Source organism: Kitasatospora sp. NPDC093102 (assembly GCF_040683915.1).
Classification (GTDB): domain Bacteria; phylum Actinomycetota; class Actinomycetes; order Streptomycetales; family Streptomycetaceae; genus Kitasatospora.
In genome coordinates this window covers 79,870-97,801 of the sequence record NZ_JBFBFA010000005.1, presented here as the reverse complement: position 1 = coordinate 97,801, position 17,932 = coordinate 79,870, and the positions used below count along the sequence as shown (strand labels likewise).

At 73.5% G+C, this 17,932-nt stretch carries 14 protein-coding genes; 6 read left to right on the top strand and 8 right to left on the bottom strand.

Annotated features, from left to right (window positions below; genetic code table 11):
* Positions 1 to 194: 194 nt before the first annotated feature.
* From AB0O11_RS09720 to AB0O11_RS09705, 4 genes are all read right to left on the bottom strand, one after another.
* Complete coding sequence (locus AB0O11_RS09720) at positions 195 to 4,079, bottom strand: hypothetical protein (protein ID WP_363383705.1); 3,885 nt, start codon at positions 4,077 to 4,079, stop codon at positions 195 to 197.
* 449 nt (positions 4,080 to 4,528) lie between these two features.
* On the bottom strand, positions 4,529 to 5,566 hold the full coding sequence (locus AB0O11_RS09715) for a cation diffusion facilitator family transporter (protein WP_363383704.1): 1,038 nt from the start codon (positions 5,564 to 5,566) through the stop codon (positions 4,529 to 4,531).
* Positions 5,567 to 5,651: 85 nt separating this feature from the next.
* The gene (locus AB0O11_RS09710) at positions 5,652 to 6,923 is read right to left on the bottom strand and encodes an MFS transporter (protein ID WP_363383702.1); all 1,272 of its coding nucleotides are present in this window, start codon (positions 6,921 to 6,923) and stop codon (positions 5,652 to 5,654) included.
* Between the two features lie 126 nt (positions 6,924 to 7,049).
* Positions 7,050 to 7,406, bottom strand: coding sequence for a metalloregulator ArsR/SmtB family transcription factor (locus tag AB0O11_RS09705; protein WP_363383701.1), 357 nt, complete (start codon positions 7,404 to 7,406; stop codon positions 7,050 to 7,052).
* Positions 7,407 to 7,642: 236 nt separating this feature from the next.
* Here AB0O11_RS09705 and hcp point away from each other — a divergent pair, with 236 nt between their 5' ends.
* Positions 7,643 to 9,313 (top strand): hydroxylamine reductase, encoded by a 1,671-nt coding sequence (gene hcp, locus AB0O11_RS09700; RefSeq protein ID WP_363383700.1) that lies wholly within the window; start codon positions 7,643 to 7,645, stop codon positions 9,311 to 9,313.
* A 14-nt stretch (positions 9,314 to 9,327) separates the two neighbouring features.
* On the top strand, positions 9,328 to 10,377 hold the full coding sequence (locus AB0O11_RS09695; RefSeq protein ID WP_363383698.1) for a 2Fe-2S iron-sulfur cluster binding domain-containing protein: 1,050 nt from the start codon (positions 9,328 to 9,330) through the stop codon (positions 10,375 to 10,377).
* Positions 10,378 to 10,422: 45 nt separating this feature from the next.
* On the opposite strand, the gene AB0O11_RS09690 is transcribed toward AB0O11_RS09695, so the two are convergent.
* Both AB0O11_RS09690 and AB0O11_RS09685 read right to left on the bottom strand, forming a co-directional pair.
* The gene (locus tag AB0O11_RS09690) at positions 10,423 to 11,925 is read right to left on the bottom strand and encodes a PTS transporter subunit EIIC (RefSeq protein WP_363383696.1); all 1,503 of its coding nucleotides are present in this window, start codon (positions 11,923 to 11,925) and stop codon (positions 10,423 to 10,425) included.
* Between the two features lie 31 nt (positions 11,926 to 11,956).
* Positions 11,957 to 12,547 carry a MarR family transcriptional regulator gene (locus tag AB0O11_RS09685; RefSeq protein ID WP_363383694.1) on the bottom strand — a complete coding sequence of 197 codons (591 nt, stop codon included), beginning with the start codon at positions 12,545 to 12,547 and terminating at the stop codon, positions 11,957 to 11,959.
* Between the two features lie 187 nt (positions 12,548 to 12,734).
* Here AB0O11_RS09685 and AB0O11_RS09680 point away from each other — a divergent pair, with 187 nt between their 5' ends.
* From AB0O11_RS09680 to AB0O11_RS09670, 3 genes are all read left to right on the top strand, one after another.
* Positions 12,735 to 13,934, top strand: a complete 1,200-nt coding sequence (locus AB0O11_RS09680; protein ID WP_363383693.1) for a cytochrome P450 — start codon at positions 12,735 to 12,737, stop codon at positions 13,932 to 13,934.
* A 94-nt stretch (positions 13,935 to 14,028) separates the two neighbouring features.
* Positions 14,029 to 14,226, top strand: coding sequence for a ferredoxin (locus AB0O11_RS09675; protein ID WP_363383691.1), 198 nt, complete (start codon positions 14,029 to 14,031; stop codon positions 14,224 to 14,226).
* Positions 14,223 to 15,422, top strand: coding sequence for an FAD-dependent oxidoreductase (locus AB0O11_RS09670; RefSeq protein WP_363383689.1), 1,200 nt, complete (start codon positions 14,223 to 14,225; stop codon positions 15,420 to 15,422). The genes AB0O11_RS09675 and AB0O11_RS09670 overlap by 4 nt, the downstream gene beginning before the upstream one ends.
* Positions 15,423 to 15,582: 160 nt before the next feature.
* On the opposite strand, the gene AB0O11_RS09665 is transcribed toward AB0O11_RS09670, so the two are convergent.
* Together AB0O11_RS09665 and AB0O11_RS09660 are read right to left on the bottom strand one after the other, a co-directional pair.
* Complete coding sequence (locus tag AB0O11_RS09665; RefSeq protein ID WP_363383687.1) at positions 15,583 to 16,782, bottom strand: enoyl-[acyl-carrier-protein] reductase FabV; 1,200 nt, start codon at positions 16,780 to 16,782, stop codon at positions 15,583 to 15,585.
* Positions 16,783 to 16,951: 169 nt separating this feature from the next.
* On the bottom strand, positions 16,952 to 17,536 hold the full coding sequence (locus AB0O11_RS09660; RefSeq protein WP_363383686.1) for a hypothetical protein: 585 nt from the start codon (positions 17,534 to 17,536) through the stop codon (positions 16,952 to 16,954).
* On the opposite strand from AB0O11_RS09660, the gene AB0O11_RS09655 reads away from it, so the two are divergent.
* A complete protein-coding gene (locus tag AB0O11_RS09655; protein WP_363383684.1) occupies positions 17,499 to 17,750 on the top strand; it encodes a hypothetical protein in 252 nt (83 codons plus the stop codon). The two genes, AB0O11_RS09660 and AB0O11_RS09655, sit on opposite strands and share 38 nt — an antisense overlap.
* Positions 17,751 to 17,932 lie beyond the last annotated feature (182 nt).

Genomic DNA, 17,932 nt, shown 5'->3' with positions numbered 1-17,932 from the left:
CGGAGCCATCAATAGGGTGTGACATGTCACGCGTCTCAAATTCGTTCCCCGAGATCCGGCAGCCCGCCCCGCACCACCGTCACCGCTACAGCGGCTCGCCCGGCCCCGCGAACAGCAGGCGGCCCGGGAACGAAGCCGTTCCCGGGCCACCCACTGTTCACTTCCCTTCACTTACCGAACCCGTCAGAGCGGGCTCACTCGCTCATCCGGTGGATCCTGCGCCGGCGCACCCTGACGAACAGGGTCAGCAGAGCACCGAGCGCCACCAGGGCACCACCGACCAGGGAGTACGGCAGCACGGTCGATCCGGTCTCCGGCAGCCCGCCACCACTGTGACCGGGGTGCTGGCCGGGCTGCTGATGCCCGTCATCGCCGTTGTTGCCGGTGCCAGGCCCGTGGCTGTCACCGCTGTCGGCGCTATGCCCGTGGCCATTTCCGTTGCCGTTGCCGTTACCAGGCCCGTTGCCATTACCAGGCCCGTGGCCACTACCGCTATCGGCGCTGTGCCCGTGCCCGTGACCGTTGCCATTGCCGTTGCCGTTGCCAGACCCGTGGCCATTGCCATTGGCGTTGCCAGGCCCGTTACCGCTGCCATGCCCGTGGCCGTTACCGCCACCGTTACCGGCGCCGTGCCCGTGGCCGTTGCCGTTCTCGTGGCCACCGTCGTGGCCGGGCTTGTGCTCGTGGCACTTGTCCTTCTCGCACGGCGGCGTGCACCGGGCGACCGCGGACGACGGCGGTGTGGTGATCGGCTTTCCGTCCGGGCCGGGGAAGGACGCGGTCACCGTGTTGGTGGTGTCCTTACTGATCAGGCTGGAGCAGGAGAACGTCTTGGTCTGCCCCGCCGCCAGCTTGAAGGTCCCGGCTGCCGCCACGCAGGCGGCCTCCTGCGGATCGTCCAGCGTGATCCCGCTGATGTCCGTCGTGCCGGTGTTGGTCACCGTGATCCGCCAGAACGCCTGGCACTTGTCCGGGGCGCAGGGCTCCTCGGAGGCGCCGCCCTTGTGCAGCGTCACCTCCTTGCCCCATGGGCCGGAGCCGCCCTCACGGCAGTTGCCGGATTTGTCGGACTGGCAGACCTCCTTGTTGATGTCCACCGAGGGACCACCGGGTCGCTTGACCTGGACGGTGGCCTCGGACGGGGGCGTGGTGATCGGCTGCCCACCCGGCCCCGGGAAGGACGCCGTCACCGAGTTCACCGTGCGCTGGGTGACGTTCGCCAGGTTGCAGAACACCTGACGCGACGCCCCAACGGCGAGGTCGAACGTCCCCGCAGCGGTCACACACGACGGCGACACACTGTCCGCCAACGTGATCCCCGTGACCGGAACCGTGCCGGTGTTCGTCACCGTGATCCGCCAGTACGCCGTGCTACCCGACGTCACTGTGGTGTTCTTCGCCCACGGACCCGGACCACCGTCAGCGCAGTCGGCAGCGTTGGCAGAGGTGCAGACCTCCTTGTTGATGCTCAGCGACGGAACGACCGGCGGAGTCACATCCACCGTCGCCTCCGACGGAGGCGTCGTGACCGGCTGCCCGTCCGGACCGGGGAAGGACGCCGTCACCGAGTTCACCGTGCGCTGCGTGACGTTCGCCAGGTTGCAGAACACCTGACGCGAAGCACCCCCCGCGAGGTCGAGCGTCCCCGCAGCAGTCACACACGACGGCGACACACCGTCCGCCAACGTGATCCCCGTCGCCGGAACCGCGCTGGTGTTCGTCACCGTGATCCGCCAGTACGCCGTAGCACCGGGCGCAAGCGTCGCATTCTTCGCCCACGGACCCGGACCACCGTCAGCGCAGTCGGCAGCGTTGCCAGAGGTGCAGACCTCCTTGTTGACCGTCAGCACCGGCGTGCAGTCCGGCCCCGGGGTCACCTGGAAGGTGACGGTGTTGGAGGTGACGGGAGCGCCGCCGTTGGTGACGGCAGAGGCCTGGTTGGAGACGGAGGTCACGGAGCATTCCGTGCCCACCGTGGTGTCGAAGCAGATCTGCGGGGCGTCACCGACGAAGGTCACCTGCATCTGTGGCTGGTTCTCCGGGGTGAACGACGAGCCGTTGACGAGGTCGATGTTGCCGATCACCTGGACGGGTGCGTCACCGACCGGGACCGAGGAGATGTCCGCCGTCCCGGTGACCGGGTCGAACGGGAAGGTGCCGATGGTGGTGCCGTCGGATGCCAGCACGGTCACCGTGGACTGGCCGAAGTTGACGGTCGTCGGGTCGATGCCGAAGAGGCTGACCGTTCCGTAGGACCTCACGTGTCCGGTCGCCCCGTCGCAGTAGTACGCCGCCGGGTTGACGGTGCTCTGGGCCCTGGTCTTGAGGCAGGGCGAGGCGCCGGTGATCGGGTCGAGGGAGAACAGGAAGCCGACGTCGCCGAGGCTGTACTTGCACTGGCCGTCGTAGGCGAAGCCGTACGGGCTGGTGTTGCCGCCGTTGACGTTGGGCGGGCCGTTGACGACGCCGTTGGTGCCGTACTGGGCGCACGGGCCCTGGGTCGTCCAGTCGTAGCAGAACGAGGAGCTGTTCAGGGTCGGCGTGTTGCCCTGGTAGAGCCAGAACGGGAACTCGGTCTCCAGGTGCCCGTTGGGGGCGGTGATGGTCAGCGGGACCTGGTAATTGGCCTCGCCGGGGCCGACGTTGGTGCTGACCAGGGCCTGGAGGCCGGGGGGCGCCGCGATCGGGTTGCCGCCGAAGTCGAAGCAGACGGGGGTGCCGATCGCGGGGTTGACCTGCTGGTAGTCACCGCCGGCCACGGTGCAGACTCCGGTGGCCGCACCCGAGGAGTCGTGCATCGCGAAGACGTTGTCGACCCGGGCGGGCCCGCTGCTGGTGGGGGTGACCACGACCTTGGGGGTGGACCAGCCGGCACAGACGGCGTTGGTCGACGGGTCGAAGCAGGACATCACGGACGGCAGCGGGTTCCGCTGGTTGTCGGTGACGTAGACCTTGCCGTTGACGACCGTCATCGTGCCGGCGTAGTCACCGGGGAAGCCGCCGGCCTCGTTGGGGGGCAGCCCGATGTTGAAGGTGCCGCAGGACGTGTTGGCCGCGCTGTCGTAGCAGAGGATCTCTCCGGTGCTGGAGACCGCGTAGATCAGCCCGTTGGGCGCCTGGACAACGCCGCCGATGACCGTACCGCTGCCCTCCTGGAGCGGGGTGAAACCGCAGCTGGCCTGGGCCTGGAGGTCGATGCAGCCGACGCCGATGCGCTGGAAGGTGACCCTGCTGACCGCGGCGTAGTACAGCTTGGAGCCGGACTGCACGTAGGTCGGGGTGCGGGTGCTGCCGAGGTCGCCGGTGGTCGCGCCGGCCACCGAGGAGTTCAGTGGCTGCGGCCAGGTGGCGGGCGCACCGCTCGGGGTCGGGCAGGGACCGTTGGTCAGCAGGTCCGTGCAGACCACGGTGGCCGTGTTCGAGGACCCGTGGTGGTAGATGTTCCAGGCCTCGGGCGTGGAGACACCGTTGATCGTGGCGGTGTAGAGGATGGGGGTGAAGCCGTCACCGCCGGTGGCCGTGTTGACCGGCTTGAACGGCGGCGGGATCGTGACCAACTGGCCGGTCGCGGGCGAGGCGAGCTTCGGGTTGCTCGCCTGGAGGGCGTTGGTGGCCGTGCCCGAGTCGGTGGTGGAGAAGGTGGCGCCCCCGTCGGTGGACCACTGCTTGGTGAAGCCCGGCGGCGCCTGGAGCGAGCCGGGCACGTAGGTCTGGGTCTGCGGGGAGCTGCCCGGGCCGCCCTTGATCACGTCGGTGATCGTGGTGGAGACCGGCGCGCCCTCGGGGTTGGTGGCGGAGACCACCCAGCGGATGGGGTCGCCCGGCGCGGCGGTGGTCGTGCTGCCGGTGGCGAGGTCGATGCCGGTCTTCTGCAGGGTCACCGGCTGCTGCCGGGCCTGCCGTCCACCCTTCCCCGCGCTCTGCCCAGCGCCCTTCCCTGCGCCCTTCCCTGCTCCCTGACGGTCCGCCGGCCGTGCCGCGGCGGGCAGGTCGGCGAGCGTGGTGGTGCGACCGGCGGCGTGGGCGGCGGCCTGGGCCGGAAAGGTGAGCGACGCGACGGCCGCGGCGAAGGCCACCACCAGGCTGACGGCCCGGCCCGGTGGTCGTCGGGCGGAGCATCCGTCATGACTCGGACCCCGCGAGGGAGGTGTGGGCGGACAGAGCTTCATCAAACGTCCTTTCGGTCCTGCGCCCACGTGTCGAGGGGATGGCGGGGAAGGGGAATGCCGAGCGAGCGCAGTGCAGTCTGATGATGTTCTGACTATCCGTCCGATTTGTCCTGTGTAGCTCAGATTCACTCCCCGGCGTCTCAGGAGCACTCCGGCGGACCCGGCGATCGACGCGCCCGCCCGAGATCTGCTGCGGACATCGCCAACGGCCTTCCCTCGAGGGTGCCGCTGGGCAGCGCCGGCGATCCCGAGGACGTCGCCGAGATGAGCGCGTTCCGGTGGGGAACTGCCGGGATACGAACAGGACCGGGCGGGCCCGGCGCCCGGCGGGCGAGCAGCGGCCCGGAACGCCGGGGCTGTCAGTGGGCCGCGCGCCGGTGGTGGGCGAGGTCGGCGTGCGGGTCGTCGGCTCCCGGGGCGGCGCTGTGGTCGGTGTGCACGGTGGCGGCGGTGAGCCTGGGGACGGCGTGGATCAGGCTGTGCTCGGCTGCGACGGCGATGGCGTGGGCCTGGACGACGGTGAGCCGCGGGTCGACGACGATGTCGGCCTCGGCCCGCAGGCTGTGGCCGATCCAGCGCATCCGGACGTCGCCGACTCCGCGCACGCCCTCGACGTGGCGCAGCGCGTGTTCGGCGGCGTCGATCTGGGCGGGGTCGACGGCGTCCATGAGCCGCCGGTAGACCTCGCGGGCGGCGTCCTTGAGCACGAGCAGGATCGCGGCGGTGATGAACAGGCCGACGACCGGGTCGGCGGCCTGCCAGCCGAGGGCGACGCCGCCGGCGCCGAGCAGGACGGCGAGCGAGGTGAAGCCGTCGGTGCGGGCGTGCAGGCCGTCCGCGACGAGTGCCGCCGAGCCGATCCGGCGGCCGGTGACGATCCGCAGGCGGGCCACCCACTCGTTGCCGGCGAAGCCCGCGAGGGCTGCCAGGGCGACGGCCCACAGGTGGCCGATTCCGCGGGGGTTCACCAGGCGGTCGACGGCCTCGTAGGCGGTGAGCGCGCAGGAGGCGGCGATGGTGAGGACGATGGCGATGCCGGCGAGGTCCTCGGCCCGCCCGTAGCCGTAGGTGTAGCGGCGGTTGGCAGGGCGTCGGCCGAGCAGGAGGGCGAGGCCGAGCGGGACGGCGGTGAGCGCGTCGGCGGCGTTGTGGATGGTGTCGCCGAGCAGGGCGACCGATCCGGACAGGACCACGATCACGGCCTGGACGGCGGTGGTGACGCCGAGGACGGCGAGGGACTGCCCCAGGGTGCGCATGCCCGCGCGGGAGGCCTCCATCGCGCTGTCGACCTTGTCCATGGCCCCGTGGCCGTGCGGGGTGACGAGGTGGGCGAGGCCGTGCCGCAACCGGGGCCGGCGGGAGCCGTGTCCCTCGTGCGCGTGGTGGTGCCCGTCCACGGTGCGTTCGCCCTTCTCGGGGTCGGCGGTGTTCCGTCTTCCAGTGTGTGCGCGGGCCCGCACCCGCGCACCGGTGCCCGCCCGGTCAGCCGGGAACGGCGGCGCCCCGCCCCCCGCTCGCCACCGGCGCCACGGCCGCCTTCCCGGGCGCCCCGCCCCGGACGCGGGCGGCCAGCACGCCGGAGGCCAGCGCGACGACGCCGAGCGCGGCGCAGGCCTCGGTGAGGCCCAGGGTTGCGCCGAGCCAGCCGGCCAGGGGGTAGGTGAGCAGCCAGCAGCCGTGGGAGAGGGAGAACTGGGCGGCGAAGACGGCGGGGAGGTCCTCCTCGGCCACCGAGTCGCGCAGCACGCGGCCGGTGGGGGTGAGGATCAGCGAGCCGACCGCGCCGAAGGCGGCCCAGACGGTGAGCAGTACGGGCCAGCGCCATGCGCCCGCCCCGGCGGCCGTGACCGCGGCGAGCAGGGCGAAGAGTCCGACGACGCCAAAGGCCGCCGGGAGCATGACGCTCCGGTCCGGCGTCCGGTCCAGCACCCGGGGCAGCAGCAGCGCCACGGCCATCGACCCGGCTCCGTAGGCGCCGAGTGCGATCGGCACGTCGGCGGCGGGGCGGCCGAGCTGGTCGCGGACGTAGACGACGGTGTTGACGATCACCATGGCACCGGCGGCGGCCGCCGCGAGGTCCAGGGCGAGCATCGCGCGCAGCCGGGGCACGGCGAGGAACAGCCGGGTGCCGCGGACGGACCTGGCGAGGACGCCGCCGTCAGCCTCCGCCCGCTCCGGCCGGATCGGTTTGGGCAGGACGGCGGAGACCACCAGGGCGGCGGAGGCGAGGAACCCGGCGGCGGTGCCCCAGAACAGCCAGTGGTAGCCGACCAGAGCCAGCAGCGCCGCCGCGAGCACCGGGCTGAGCAGGCTCTCGGTGTCGTAGGCGAGCCGGGACAGCGACAGGGCGCGGATGTAGGCGCGCTCCTCGGGCAGCACCTCGGGGATCACCGACTGGAAGGCCGGGGTGAAGGCCGCCGAGGCGGACTGCAGGACGAAGATCAGGGCGTGGACCTGCCACACCTCGGTGACGAAGGGCAGGGTGAGGGCAACGGCTGCCCGGGTGAGGTCGGAGGCGGCCATCAGGCGCCGCCGCGGGATGCGGTGGGCCAGCGCGGTGACCACCGGGGCGATGCCGACGTACGCGAGCATCTTGATCGCCAGAGCGGTGCCGAGCACCGATCCGGCGTCCGCTCCGGCGAGGTCGTACGCGAGGAGGCCGAGCGCCACCGTGGCGAGGCCGGTGCCCACCAGGGCGACGATCTGGGCGGCGAACAGGTGCAGACAGGTGCGGTTGCGCAGCACGGACAGCATGGAGGACCCCGCTCGACTGGGCGCGGCAGGACGGCACGACCAGGATAGGTCAACATGTGCACATGCGTGCACATGTTGACGAGAAAGCGGCCCGCACCCCGGAGGGCACGGGCCGCAGGAGTCCGGTCAGTCGTGCGGCGGGAGCCCGCCGATCTGGTGGTCGGCGACGCTCAGCGCCTCGTCGACCAGCCGGCGCAGGTGCCCGTGGCGCAGCGCGTACACGACGCGCCGGCCGTCCTTGCGGGTCGTGACCAGGCCGGCCAGCCGGAGCTTGCCGAGGTGCTGACTGACCGACGTCCGGGGCGCTCCGGCCGCCTCGGTGAGCGTGGTCACGTCGGCCTCACCGGCGCTCAGGCGCTGGAGCAGGGCGAGCCGGGTACGGTCCGCGAGCAGCGCCAGGATGCCGGCCGCGGCCTCCAGCCGCTCGTCGTCCCGGTGCTCCTGCGCATGGTGCGCACCTGATACCTGAAGGCTCCCGCTCATGGCGACATCGTAGGGCCCCGGCGGTCCGGAGCGCTGTCCGGGCGGGGCCGTGGCCGATGGCGCACGGGCCGCGGCCGCGGCGCCGGGCACGACGGGCGCGGGCCGGCTGGGTCTCCCGGCCCCGGATTGGGGCCCTCCGGCCCTGATGCACCGTCAGCGGCGGTCCCATCCTGGACTCGTCGAGGCCCGTTCCGCCGCCTCACCCGAACGACACCACGAGTCCCCGGAGGACCCGCATGTTCTGCTTCCAGTGCGAACAGACCGACCGCACCGGCGCCACCCCCGGCTGCGCCGGTCCGATCGGCAACTGCGGCAAGGATTCCCCCACTTCGGACCTCCAGGACCTGCTGATCCACGCGGTCAAGGGCATCTCCCAGTACGCCGCGAAGGCGCGCGCGCTCGGCGACCCGGACGACGAGGCGGCGGCCTTCGTCCTGTACGCGGTCTTCACCACGCTCACCAACGTCAACTTCAACCCCACCCGCTTCGCCGCGCTGATCCAGCTGGCCGTGGGCGTCCGCAACCGGGCCCGGGACCGGTACGAGCGGGCCGCGCGCGCCGCCGGGCAGGAGCCGGAGACGCTCTCCGGGCCGGCCGTCTGGGCCCCCGCGGCGGACCCCGCCACGCTGGTGGGCCAGGCGTCCGGCGTCCGGGTGGACGCCGGGCTCCCCCTGGTGGGGCCGGACGTGGTCGGGCTCCGCTCGCTCCACCTCTACGCGCTCAAGGGCATCTGCGCCTACGCCCACCACGCCGACGTGCTCGGCCGCCGCAGCGCCGAGGTCCTCGGCGGCGTCGAGGAGGCCCTCGCCTACCTGGCCGGCGAGCCGACCGACGCGGCCGAGCTGCTGGAGCGCGCCGTCGGCCTCGGCCGGCTGAACCTCGCGGCGATCGAACTGCTCGACGCCGCCAACACCGGTACCTACGGACCCCAGCAGCCCACCTCCGTACGCACCACCCCGGTCGCCGGAAAGGCGATCCTGGTCAGCGGCCACGACCTGCGGGACCTGGAAGCCGTACTGGTGCAGACCAGGGGCCTGGGCATCAACGTCTACACCCACGGCGAGATGCTCCCCGCCCACGCCTACCCGCTGCTCAAGGCCCACCCGCACCTGGCCGGCAACTACGGCGGTGCCTGGCAGGACCAGCAGCAGGAGTTCGCGGCCTTCCCCGGCCCGATCCTGATGACCTCCAACTGCATCATCGAGCCGCACGTCAGCTACCGCCGCCGGATCTTCACGGCCGGACCGGTCGGCTGGCCCGGCGTCCGGCACCTCGCCGACCACGACTTCCGCCCGCTGATCCAGGCCGCCCAGGCCCTGCCGGGGTTCCCGGAGACCGCGGCCGAGGAGGAGGCCGTCACCGTCGGCTTCGGCCGGGACGCCGTGCTCGCGGTCGCCGACGAGGTGGTCCACGCGGTGCGACAGGGCGCCATCCGGCACTTCTTCCTGATCGGCGGCTGCGACGGCCCCACCCCCGGACGCGACTACTACACCGACTTCGCCCTCGGCGCGCCCCGGGACAGCGTGGTGCTCACCCTCGGCTGCGCCAAGTACCGCTTCAACCGGCACGACTTCGGCGAGATCGCCGGCCTCCCCCGGCTGCTGGACCTCGGCCAGTGCAACGACACCTACTCCGCCATCCGGATCGCCACCGCGCTGGCCGACGCCTTCGAGTGCGAGGTCAACGACCTGCCGCTCACCCTGGCGCTGTCCTGGACCGAGCAGAAGGCCGTCGCAGTGCTGCTCACCCTGCTCGCACTGGGCATCCGCAACATCCACCTCGGCCCCTCGCTGCCCGGCTTCCTGACCCCCGCCCTGGTCGACGAGCTCGTGAAGCGGTTCGACCTGCGGGTGACCGGCGACCCGGCTGCCGACCTGGCCGCCGCGCTCGAACGGACGGCGTCGTGAGCACGGACGGCGTCGTGAGCACGGACGACGTGGTGGGCGCGGCCGGATCGCACCCGGTCGCCCTCACCACCAGCGACGGCGGCCGGCTGGAGTTCGCCTGCGCTCCCGGCCGCAGCGTCCTGGAGGCAGCGGCGGAGGCCGGCGCCGCCCTGCCCGCCTCCTGCCGCCAGGGCACCTGCGGCTCCTGCCACGCCTCGGTCACCGACGGACCGTACGAACTCGGCCCGCACAGCGAGCAGGCGCTCCCGCCGGGCGAGCGCGAGCGCGGCGAGGTGCTGCTCTGCCGCACCTTCCCTTGCGGGCCGCTGACGGCCGAGCTGCCGTACGAGCAGTCCCGCATCCTGTACGGCGGCATCCCGGTGCGCGAGGGCACCGTCACCGCGGTGGACCCGGTGACACCGGACACCGTGCGGCTGGAGCTGCGCCTCGACGACCCGGACTGCCAGTTCGACCCGGGCCAGTTCATGGAACTCCAGGCTCCCGGCGGCGAGCCGAAGCGCGCGTACTCCCTCGCCAACACCGGCAACTGGGAGGGCCGGCTGGAGTTCTACGTCCGGCTGCGGGAGGGCGGGCACTTCTCCTCCTACCTCGCCGACCGGGCCCGCCCGGGCGACCGGCTCACCGTGCACGGCCCGCAGGGCGCCTTCGGCCTGCACGAGACCGGCCTGCGCCCGCGCTGGTTCGTGGCCGGCGGCACCGGCCTGGCCCCGCTGCTGGCGATGGTCCGCCGGATGGCCGAGTGGCAGGATCCGCAGCCCGCCCGGCTGTTCCTCGGCGTCAACGAGCCGAAGGACGTCTTCGGGCTGGACGAACTCGCCGCCGTGGCCGCCGAGTTGCCGGGCTTCCGGTACGAGGTCTGCGCCTGGAAGCCCGGCCCCGGCTGGTCCGGACCGACCGGTACCCCGGCGGACCTGCTGGCCGCCGCGCTGCCCGAACTCGGCGGCGCCGCACCGGACCTGTACGTCTGCGGACCGCCGCCCATGGTCGACGCCGTCCTGCACACCGCCGCGCTGGGCGGGGTGCCTCCCGAGCAGGTGCACCGGGAACGCTTCCTGGCGACCTGACCGGCCCGGGCCGCCGCCACGCACGTCGTCGGCGGCGGCCCGCGGCTACCCCGGGCTCCCGGCCGAGGCGGCGGGGGCGTTGTACTCGGCGAGGGTCTCGCGGGTGAAGCCGAAGAAGTAGGTGGCCAGGAAGCCCGCGAGGTAGCCGGTCAGCAGCCCGCCACCGTAGACGGCGGCGCTCGCGAGGAGTCCCTGCGGGCCGGCCAGGAGCGGGAAGAGGGCCCAGCCGGAGGGGCCGATGGCGGTGGAGCCCACGGCGCTGCCGAGCTGGCCGGCCACCCCGACGAAGGCACCCCCGGCGGCGCCGCCGACGCAGGCGGTGACGAAGGGGCGCCCCAGCGGCAGGGTGACGCCGTAGACCAGCGGCTCGCCGACACCGAGCAGACCGGCCGGGAGCGCGGACCTGATGGTGGCCCGGATGGAGGCGTTGTGGCGCAGCCTCAGGTAGACGGCCACGGCGCAGCCGACCTGCCCGGCGCCGGCCATGGCGAGGATCGGCAGCAGCACGGTGGAACCCTGCTGCTGGATCAGGGTGGTGTGGATCGGGATGAGCGCCTGGTGCAGGCCGAGCATCACCAGCGGCAGGAAGAGCCCGCCGAGCACCAGTCCGGCGAGCAGGCCGCCGTGGGCGAGCAGCCAGGTGGCGGCGTGGCCGATGGCGGTGGAGATCTCCCCGGCGACGAACATCAGGCCGAACAGCGCGGCCAGCCCGCCGAGCAGGACCGTGATCGTGGGGGTGACCAGGACGTCCAGGGCGGCCGGCACCAGCCGACGGGTCCAGCGCTCCAGGTGGACCGCCAGCAGTGCGGCGAGGAGCGCTCCGACCACGCCGCCCTGCCCCGGGGTGAGGTGGTGGCCGAACACCTCCACCTTGGCGACCCCCGCGTAGACGATCACACTGGCCACGGCCCCGCCGAGCACGGGTGTGCCGCCGAACTCCTTCGCCGTGTTGTAGCCGACGAAGACGGCGATCAGGGACATGAACCCGGAGGAGACCGGGCCCAGGGCGGTGACCAGGGCCGGTGCCCAGCCGAGGTTGGCGAGGGCCCCGGAGAGGCCGGCGACGATGCCGCACCCGATCAGCGCGGGGATCAGCGGGACGAAGATGTCGGCGATCCGGCGCAGCGCCAGTTTCACCGGGGTCGCGTTGCGCGCCCGGGCCTGCGCCCGGATGCGATCGCCGCGCCCGGCGAGGTCCCCGGCGGCGGGCGCGGCCTGCGGTTCGGCCCGACCGCCCGCCCCTTCCCGTCCGTCTGCGCCGTCCTCCCCCGGCGCTCCGGCCGGTGCGCCGGGGGATTCCAGGAGGCGGCGCAGCTGCGCGGTGACCCCGGCGACGGCGGCGGGCCCGAGCACGATCTGGTAGGTGTCGTCCTCCACCGTGCCCAGGACCGCCGGCAGCGCCCGCAGCGCCTCGGTGTCGACCAGGGAGCGGTCCGCCAGACCCAGCCGCAGCCGGGTCATGCAGTGGGCGACCGAGCGGATGTTGGCGGCGCCACCGACCAGCGGGAGGATCGCCTCGGCCACGGCGTGGTTCTTCTCGTCCGACATGCCGGGGGACGTACCCGGGTGCTCCCCGGGCTCAACCGCCGTCGTGTGCGGCAGTGCTGAGCCGGGCCTTCGCCCTCGCGGCACCGGCAGCACCGTCCGCCCGGTTCGGGAGCGGTTCGTCCTCGGACAGCATGGTGGTGCGCACCCGGTGCACGTACCGGTCGATCAGGTGGCGCAGGACGCCGACGGTGGCGGTGACGTCCGGCTCGGGGACGCCGTCCAGCGCACTCGCGAGTCCGGCGATGTTGGCCTGTTTCAGGCGGTCGAGCAGTTCCCGTCCGTCGGCGGTGATGGCCACCTGGCGGGCCCGCCGGTCCAGCGCGTCCTGGCTGCGTTCCACCAGCTGCTGGCCCTGGAGGCGGTCGATCTGCCGGGTGACGTGGGAGGGCTTGACCATCAGCCGGTCGGCCAGGTCGCTCACCCGGCTGGCCCCCGAGCCCTCGGCGAGCGCGCGCAGGAGGTAGACGTCCGAGCGGGCGGCGGTGATGCCGGCCCGGGCGGTGCGGCGTTCGTGCTCCTGCGAGCGCGTCAGCAGGTAGGCCAGCGTGGCCAGTACGGCCTCCAGGCCGTCCAGCTCGCAGGCGGTGGTCCGACCGTCTTCTGCGTCTTCGTCGTCCGACATGGGGGAACTGTAGCGATCCGGTACGGACGGCGGCCGGGGTGGGGAGCCGTGACCGGATTTCGGACAGATTCGACTGTCACCCGATCCGCCCCTTCTGTCGCCACGGAACGCGAGCTAGCGTGACAGTCAGTTAGTTGCTTTGGGCACGTAAATAGGCCTGGTCCAACTCCCGGAAGGGGATTCACTGATGGCCATCGCCGAGAAGACCCCGCGCTTCACCCACCCCGCCGCCCGCGGCACCTGCCCGTTCGCCCCGCCGCCCGCCTACGAGCAGGCCCGACAGGAGGAGCCGGTCAGCCGCGTCTCCCTGTGGGACGGCTCCACCAGCTGGCTGGTCACCCGGCACGAGGACATCAAGGCGGTCCTCTCCGACGGCCGCTTCAGCTCCGACTCCACCCGGCCCGGCTTCCCGTTCATCAGCGCGGGCGCGCGGCAGCTGAACGCCGGTCAGCCCACCTTCATCCGGATGGACGACCCCCAGCACGCCCACTTCCGCCGGATGCTCACCGGCGAGTTCATGATCAGGAAGGTCGAGGCGCTGCGCCCCGAGGTCCAGCGGATCGCCGACGACCTGCTGGACCGGATGACCGACGGACGCTCCAGCGCCGACCTGGTCCGCGAGTTCGCCCTGCCGCTGCCGTCCCTGGTCATCTGCCTGCTGCTCGGCGTCCCCTACCAGGACCACGACTTCTTCCAGGAGTGCAGCCGCGTCCTGCTGCGCCGCGCCTCCACCGCCGAGGAGGTCACCGCCGCCCAGGCCAAGCTGGTCGACTACCTGGTCGAGCTCACCGAGGCCAAGCGCACCCGCCCCGACGACGGCATCCTCAGCCGCCTGGTGGAGCGCGGCGAGCTGAGCACCGAGGAGATCGGGGCGATGGGCCGGCTGCTGCTGGTGGCCGGACACGAGACCACGGCGAACATGACCGCGCTCTCCGTGCTCGCGCTGCTGCGCAACCCCGACCAGCTCGACCACCTGCGCAAGCACCCCGAGTCCGTGCCCGGCGCGGTCGAGGAGCTGCTGCGCTACCTGACCATCGTGCACTCCGGCCTCACCCGGGTGGCCACCGAGGACGTCGACCTGGGTGGCGTCCGCATCCGGGCGGGCGAGGGCGTCATCTGCATGGTCAACACCGCCAACCGGGACGAGCAGGAGTTCCCGGACGGCGACGAGCTCGACCTGACCCGCGACGCGCGCCGGCACCTGGCCTTCGGCTTCGGCAGCCACCAGTGCCTGGGACAGCCGCTGGCCCGGCTGGAGCTGCAGATCGCGCTGGCCGGCATCCTGCGGCGGCTGCCCGAACTGCGCCTGGCCGTACCGTTCGAGGAGATCCGCTTCCGCGGCGAGATGCTCATCTACGGCGTCCACGAGCTGCCGATCGCCTGGTGACCGGGCTCCCCCGCGAGCCGCCACGACCGTACCCGCCCGTCTGCCCTGCGCCGGAGTTCACAGCCGCCGGGGCACGTGTTCCGAAAGGAAGACCATGCTCGTCCGGATCGACCAGGAGAAGTGCTGCGGCGCCGGGCACTGCGTGCTCGCCGCCCCCGACGTCTTCGACCAGCGCGACGAGGACGGCATCGTCGTCCTGCTCGACGCCGAACCGTCCACCGAGCTCCACCAGGCCGTCCGGGACGCCGCCGCGGTCTGCCCGGCCGCGGCGATCCACCTGGACCAGGTGTGACCGCACTGCGGGACGTGGCCGTGGTCGGCGCCGGCGCGGCCGGGCTGCACGCCGCCGAGGCGCTGCGCCGGTCCGGCTACGACGGCCGCCTCACCCTGATCGGGGCCGAGTCGGAGCCGCCGTACGACCGGCCGCCGCTGTCCAAGCACCTGCTCGGCGGCGAGTGGCAGCCCGACCGCCTGGCCCTGCGCGGCCCCGAGGCACTGGACGAGCTCCGGCTCGACCTGCGCCTGGGAGTCCGGGCCGGGCGGCTGGACCGCCGGGAGCGGACCGTCCGCCTCTCCGACGGCCGGCGGGTACGCTGCGAGGCCGTCATCGTGGCCACCGGAGTCCGCCCGCGCCGGCTCCCCGGCGCCGACGCGCCGCGGCCCGGGGCGCACGTGCTGCGCACCCTCGCCGACGCCCTGTCCCTGCGCGATGAACTACGGTCTGGTGCAAGGCTGTTGGTGGTCGGCGGCGGATTGCTCGGCGCCGAGGCGGCGGCCACCGCCGTCGGGCTCGGCGCCGAGGTGACCTGGCTGACCTCCACCGCCACACCGCTGGCCGCCGTCCTGGGCACCGAGACGGCCGCGTTGCTGGCCGGTCTGCACCGCGAGCACGGGGTGCGGCTCCACCGGGGCCTGGCCACGGGGCTGCTCGAACGGCGCGGCCGGGCCGCCGGCGTCCGGCTGGCCGACGGCTCCGAACTGGCGGCCGACGCCGTGCTGATGGCCGTCGGGTCCGAGCCCGCCACCGAGTGGCTGGCCGGCAGCGGCGTCCCGCTGGACGACGGCGTGGTCTGCGACGCCTACTGCGCCGCCGGCCCCGGTGTCTGGGCGGCCGGGGACGCCGCCGCCTGGCCCGACCCGCACACCGGCCGCCACCGGCGCCTCGAACAGCGCACCAACGCCACCGAGCAGGCCGTGCACGCCGCCCGGAACCTGCTGGCCGGGCCGGACGGCGCCCGGCAGGCCTACCGGCCGGTCCCGTACCTGTGGACCGACCAGTACGGGCTGCGGGTGCAGGTGTTCGGCCGGCCCGGCGGCGCGGAGCGGTTCGACGTGGTCGACGGCAGCCTGGAGGAGCACCGCTTCGCCGCCGTCTGCGTCCGGGACGGCCTGGTCGCCGGTGCGGTGGGGATCGCCTCCGCCCGGGCGCTGCGCGGGCTGCGCGCCCAGGTGGCGGCGCACGGCCCGTGGCCGCCCGAGCCGGCCTGAGATCCCCTCGTACGGTTCGCCCGCCGCCTCGCCCGCCCGCCGACCGGGCGAGGCGGCGGGCGGACCGGCACGGTGCGCGGACCTGCCGGCCGCGCCCGTCGTCCGGCTGCCGGACCGGACACGCCCGCTGACGGGGTGACGCGGTCCCCGGGCGCTCGGGCTACCGCTGCCCGGGCCAGGGCACCGAGGTCTCGACCCCCGTGGTGTAGTCGACGCCGGGGACGTCCCAGCCGTACAGCTGCCGGAACTGGTTGTAGAACCAGGCGGAGCCGGCCGGGTCGGCGGCCAGCGCGGCCGCCGGGTCGGCCCACAGCTCCCGCACCCGGTCCTGCACGCCGGGGTCGAGCTCCCAGCCGTCCAGGCGGATGCGGCCCTGCCCGTCCAGGGTGAGCTCCTTCGCGCCGGTCAGCTGCTCCCACAGGTCCACGGCCTGGTCGTCGGTCGTGCGCCAGCCGTCCTCGCCGAGGACGTTGCGCAGCAGCGAGGTGTAGAGGGCGATGGAGGGGATGGCGGTGGACGCCTGGGTGACGGCCGCGCCGGCGACGACGGTGAACGCCCGGCCGCGGCCGGCGAGCAGCCCGGTCTGCAGCTGCCGGGCGGTGGCCTCCAGGTGCTCCTTGGCGGCGCCGATCGTGCCCTGCCGGTAGACCGGCGCGGTGATCTCGGAGCCGACGTAGGACAGGGCCACGGTGGTGAAGCCGGGGCCGAGCAGGTCCTCGTCGGCCAGCGCCCGCACCCACAGCCGCCAGTCCTCGCCGCCCATCACCTTGACGGTCGCCGCCCGCTCGGCCTCGTCGGCCGGAGTGAGGTCGACGGAGCCGATCTGCGCGGCGCCGTCGTCGAAGAGCAGGGACGGCGAGGTGTACGGGGAGCCGAGCGGCTTGATCACCGAATGGTGGACCTCGCCGGTGACCGGGTCGGTGCGCCGCGGTGAGGCGAGCGAGTAGACGAGGTGGTCGACCGGGCCGTAGCGCTCGGCGAGGAGCTTGAGCACCTCGGCACGGGTGGCGTCCGCGTAGGCGTCGGCGTTGACGAAGGTGAAGTCGCCTCCGCCCTGCTCGACCAGGGCGGAGGTCGCGGCGGTGCGGTACCAGCCGGCGGTGGCGGTGCGCCGCTCCGTGGCGGCGCTCTCATAGGCGACGCCGATGCCGCGGATGCCCTGACGGCGCAGCCCGGCGAGCAGGAGCGCCTGACCGTATCCGGCGCTGGCGCCGAGGACCAGCACGACCGGGGCCCGACCGGCCGGCGCAACGGGCTCGATGCGCCGCCACTGGAGGTCGACGGTGGCCTCGCTGCCGGCCGGGTGGGAGTTGACGATCAGGTAGCCCCGCTGCTTGGGGGTGATCTGCTGGATGCTCACGCGGTGGCGCCCTCTCCGATCCGGGGATCGTGATCAAGGTGTCGGTCGTCCGGAGCCTATCCGCGCCGTCGGGCGCCGCCTCTGCCATGCCGTCACGGAAGATGCGGCCCGTACTTGTCGGAGGTCGTCATTGCGGCGGGTGTCCTGCTTCGGCTAACCGGAAGGCCGGTCAGTGGCCGCCGCGGGGCTCCTCGCAGCCGCCGTCCGCGTAGCCGGCGAAGGCCTCCGCCTGGGTGGAGTCGGGGATCATCGTCCCGGCCAGGCACATCCCGGTGGCGTCGACGGTGAAGCCGACCGTGGTCCGTCCGATCGCCTGCACCCGCACCCTGTCCGCCGGGTAGCCAAGGCCGGTGAGCCGGGCACGGGTGCTGTCCGGGGTGTAGTCGTTGCCCATCCGCAGCGGTTCGAGCGCCGCCTTGACGCGCTGCACCGCCGCCAGTCCGTCGCAGCGGCTCTGGCCGTGCAGCGGGAGTTGGAGCTTGAAGCCGTGGTTCTCGGCGTAGTGGTCGGGCGGCAGCGCGGGCGGGGCGGCGGGGCTCGCCGTACGGGTGACGGTGGGCGTCGGGGTCGGGGTCTCGCCTGGGCAGGGGAAGTCGACCGGCTTGCCCTGGGCCGTGGTCGCGGCCGGCGGCGTGCCGGTGCCCGCGCCCTGGGCGGTGTCCGCGTGCTTCGTCCCGCACCCCGCCGCCAGCACGGCGAGCGCCGCCAGTGCCGGAATGCCGAGGCGCCCCCGCCGGGTCCTGATCGTCGTCATCCCGCGATCATGCCCCGGCCGACCGGGCCGCGTCACCTCCCCACCGCGGCCCGGCAGGCCCACCGGTACCCGATGGGCGCAGGCCGTCCTCAGCGCGCCGGAGGAGGAGGTCGCCGCGTTCCTCTCGGACTCCTTCCGGCTGGTGCCCGCCGGCGCGGAGTCCGAGCACCTCGACGTGGACGCCGCGCTCGCCCGGCCGCTCGCGGAGGACTGAGCGCCCGGGCGAGCGGCGAGCGGCGCACGGATGACCGTGCCCGTTCCGCCGTTGGAGTGCTCTGGCACCGCCCGCGGCGGCAACCGCAGCCCTCGGCCGCCCCGCGCGCCAGGAGGCCCACTAGGTTCCTGCCGTGGACGAAACCAGGGCTTCGAACGGGCGCGAGCCGTCCGCCGGCGAGC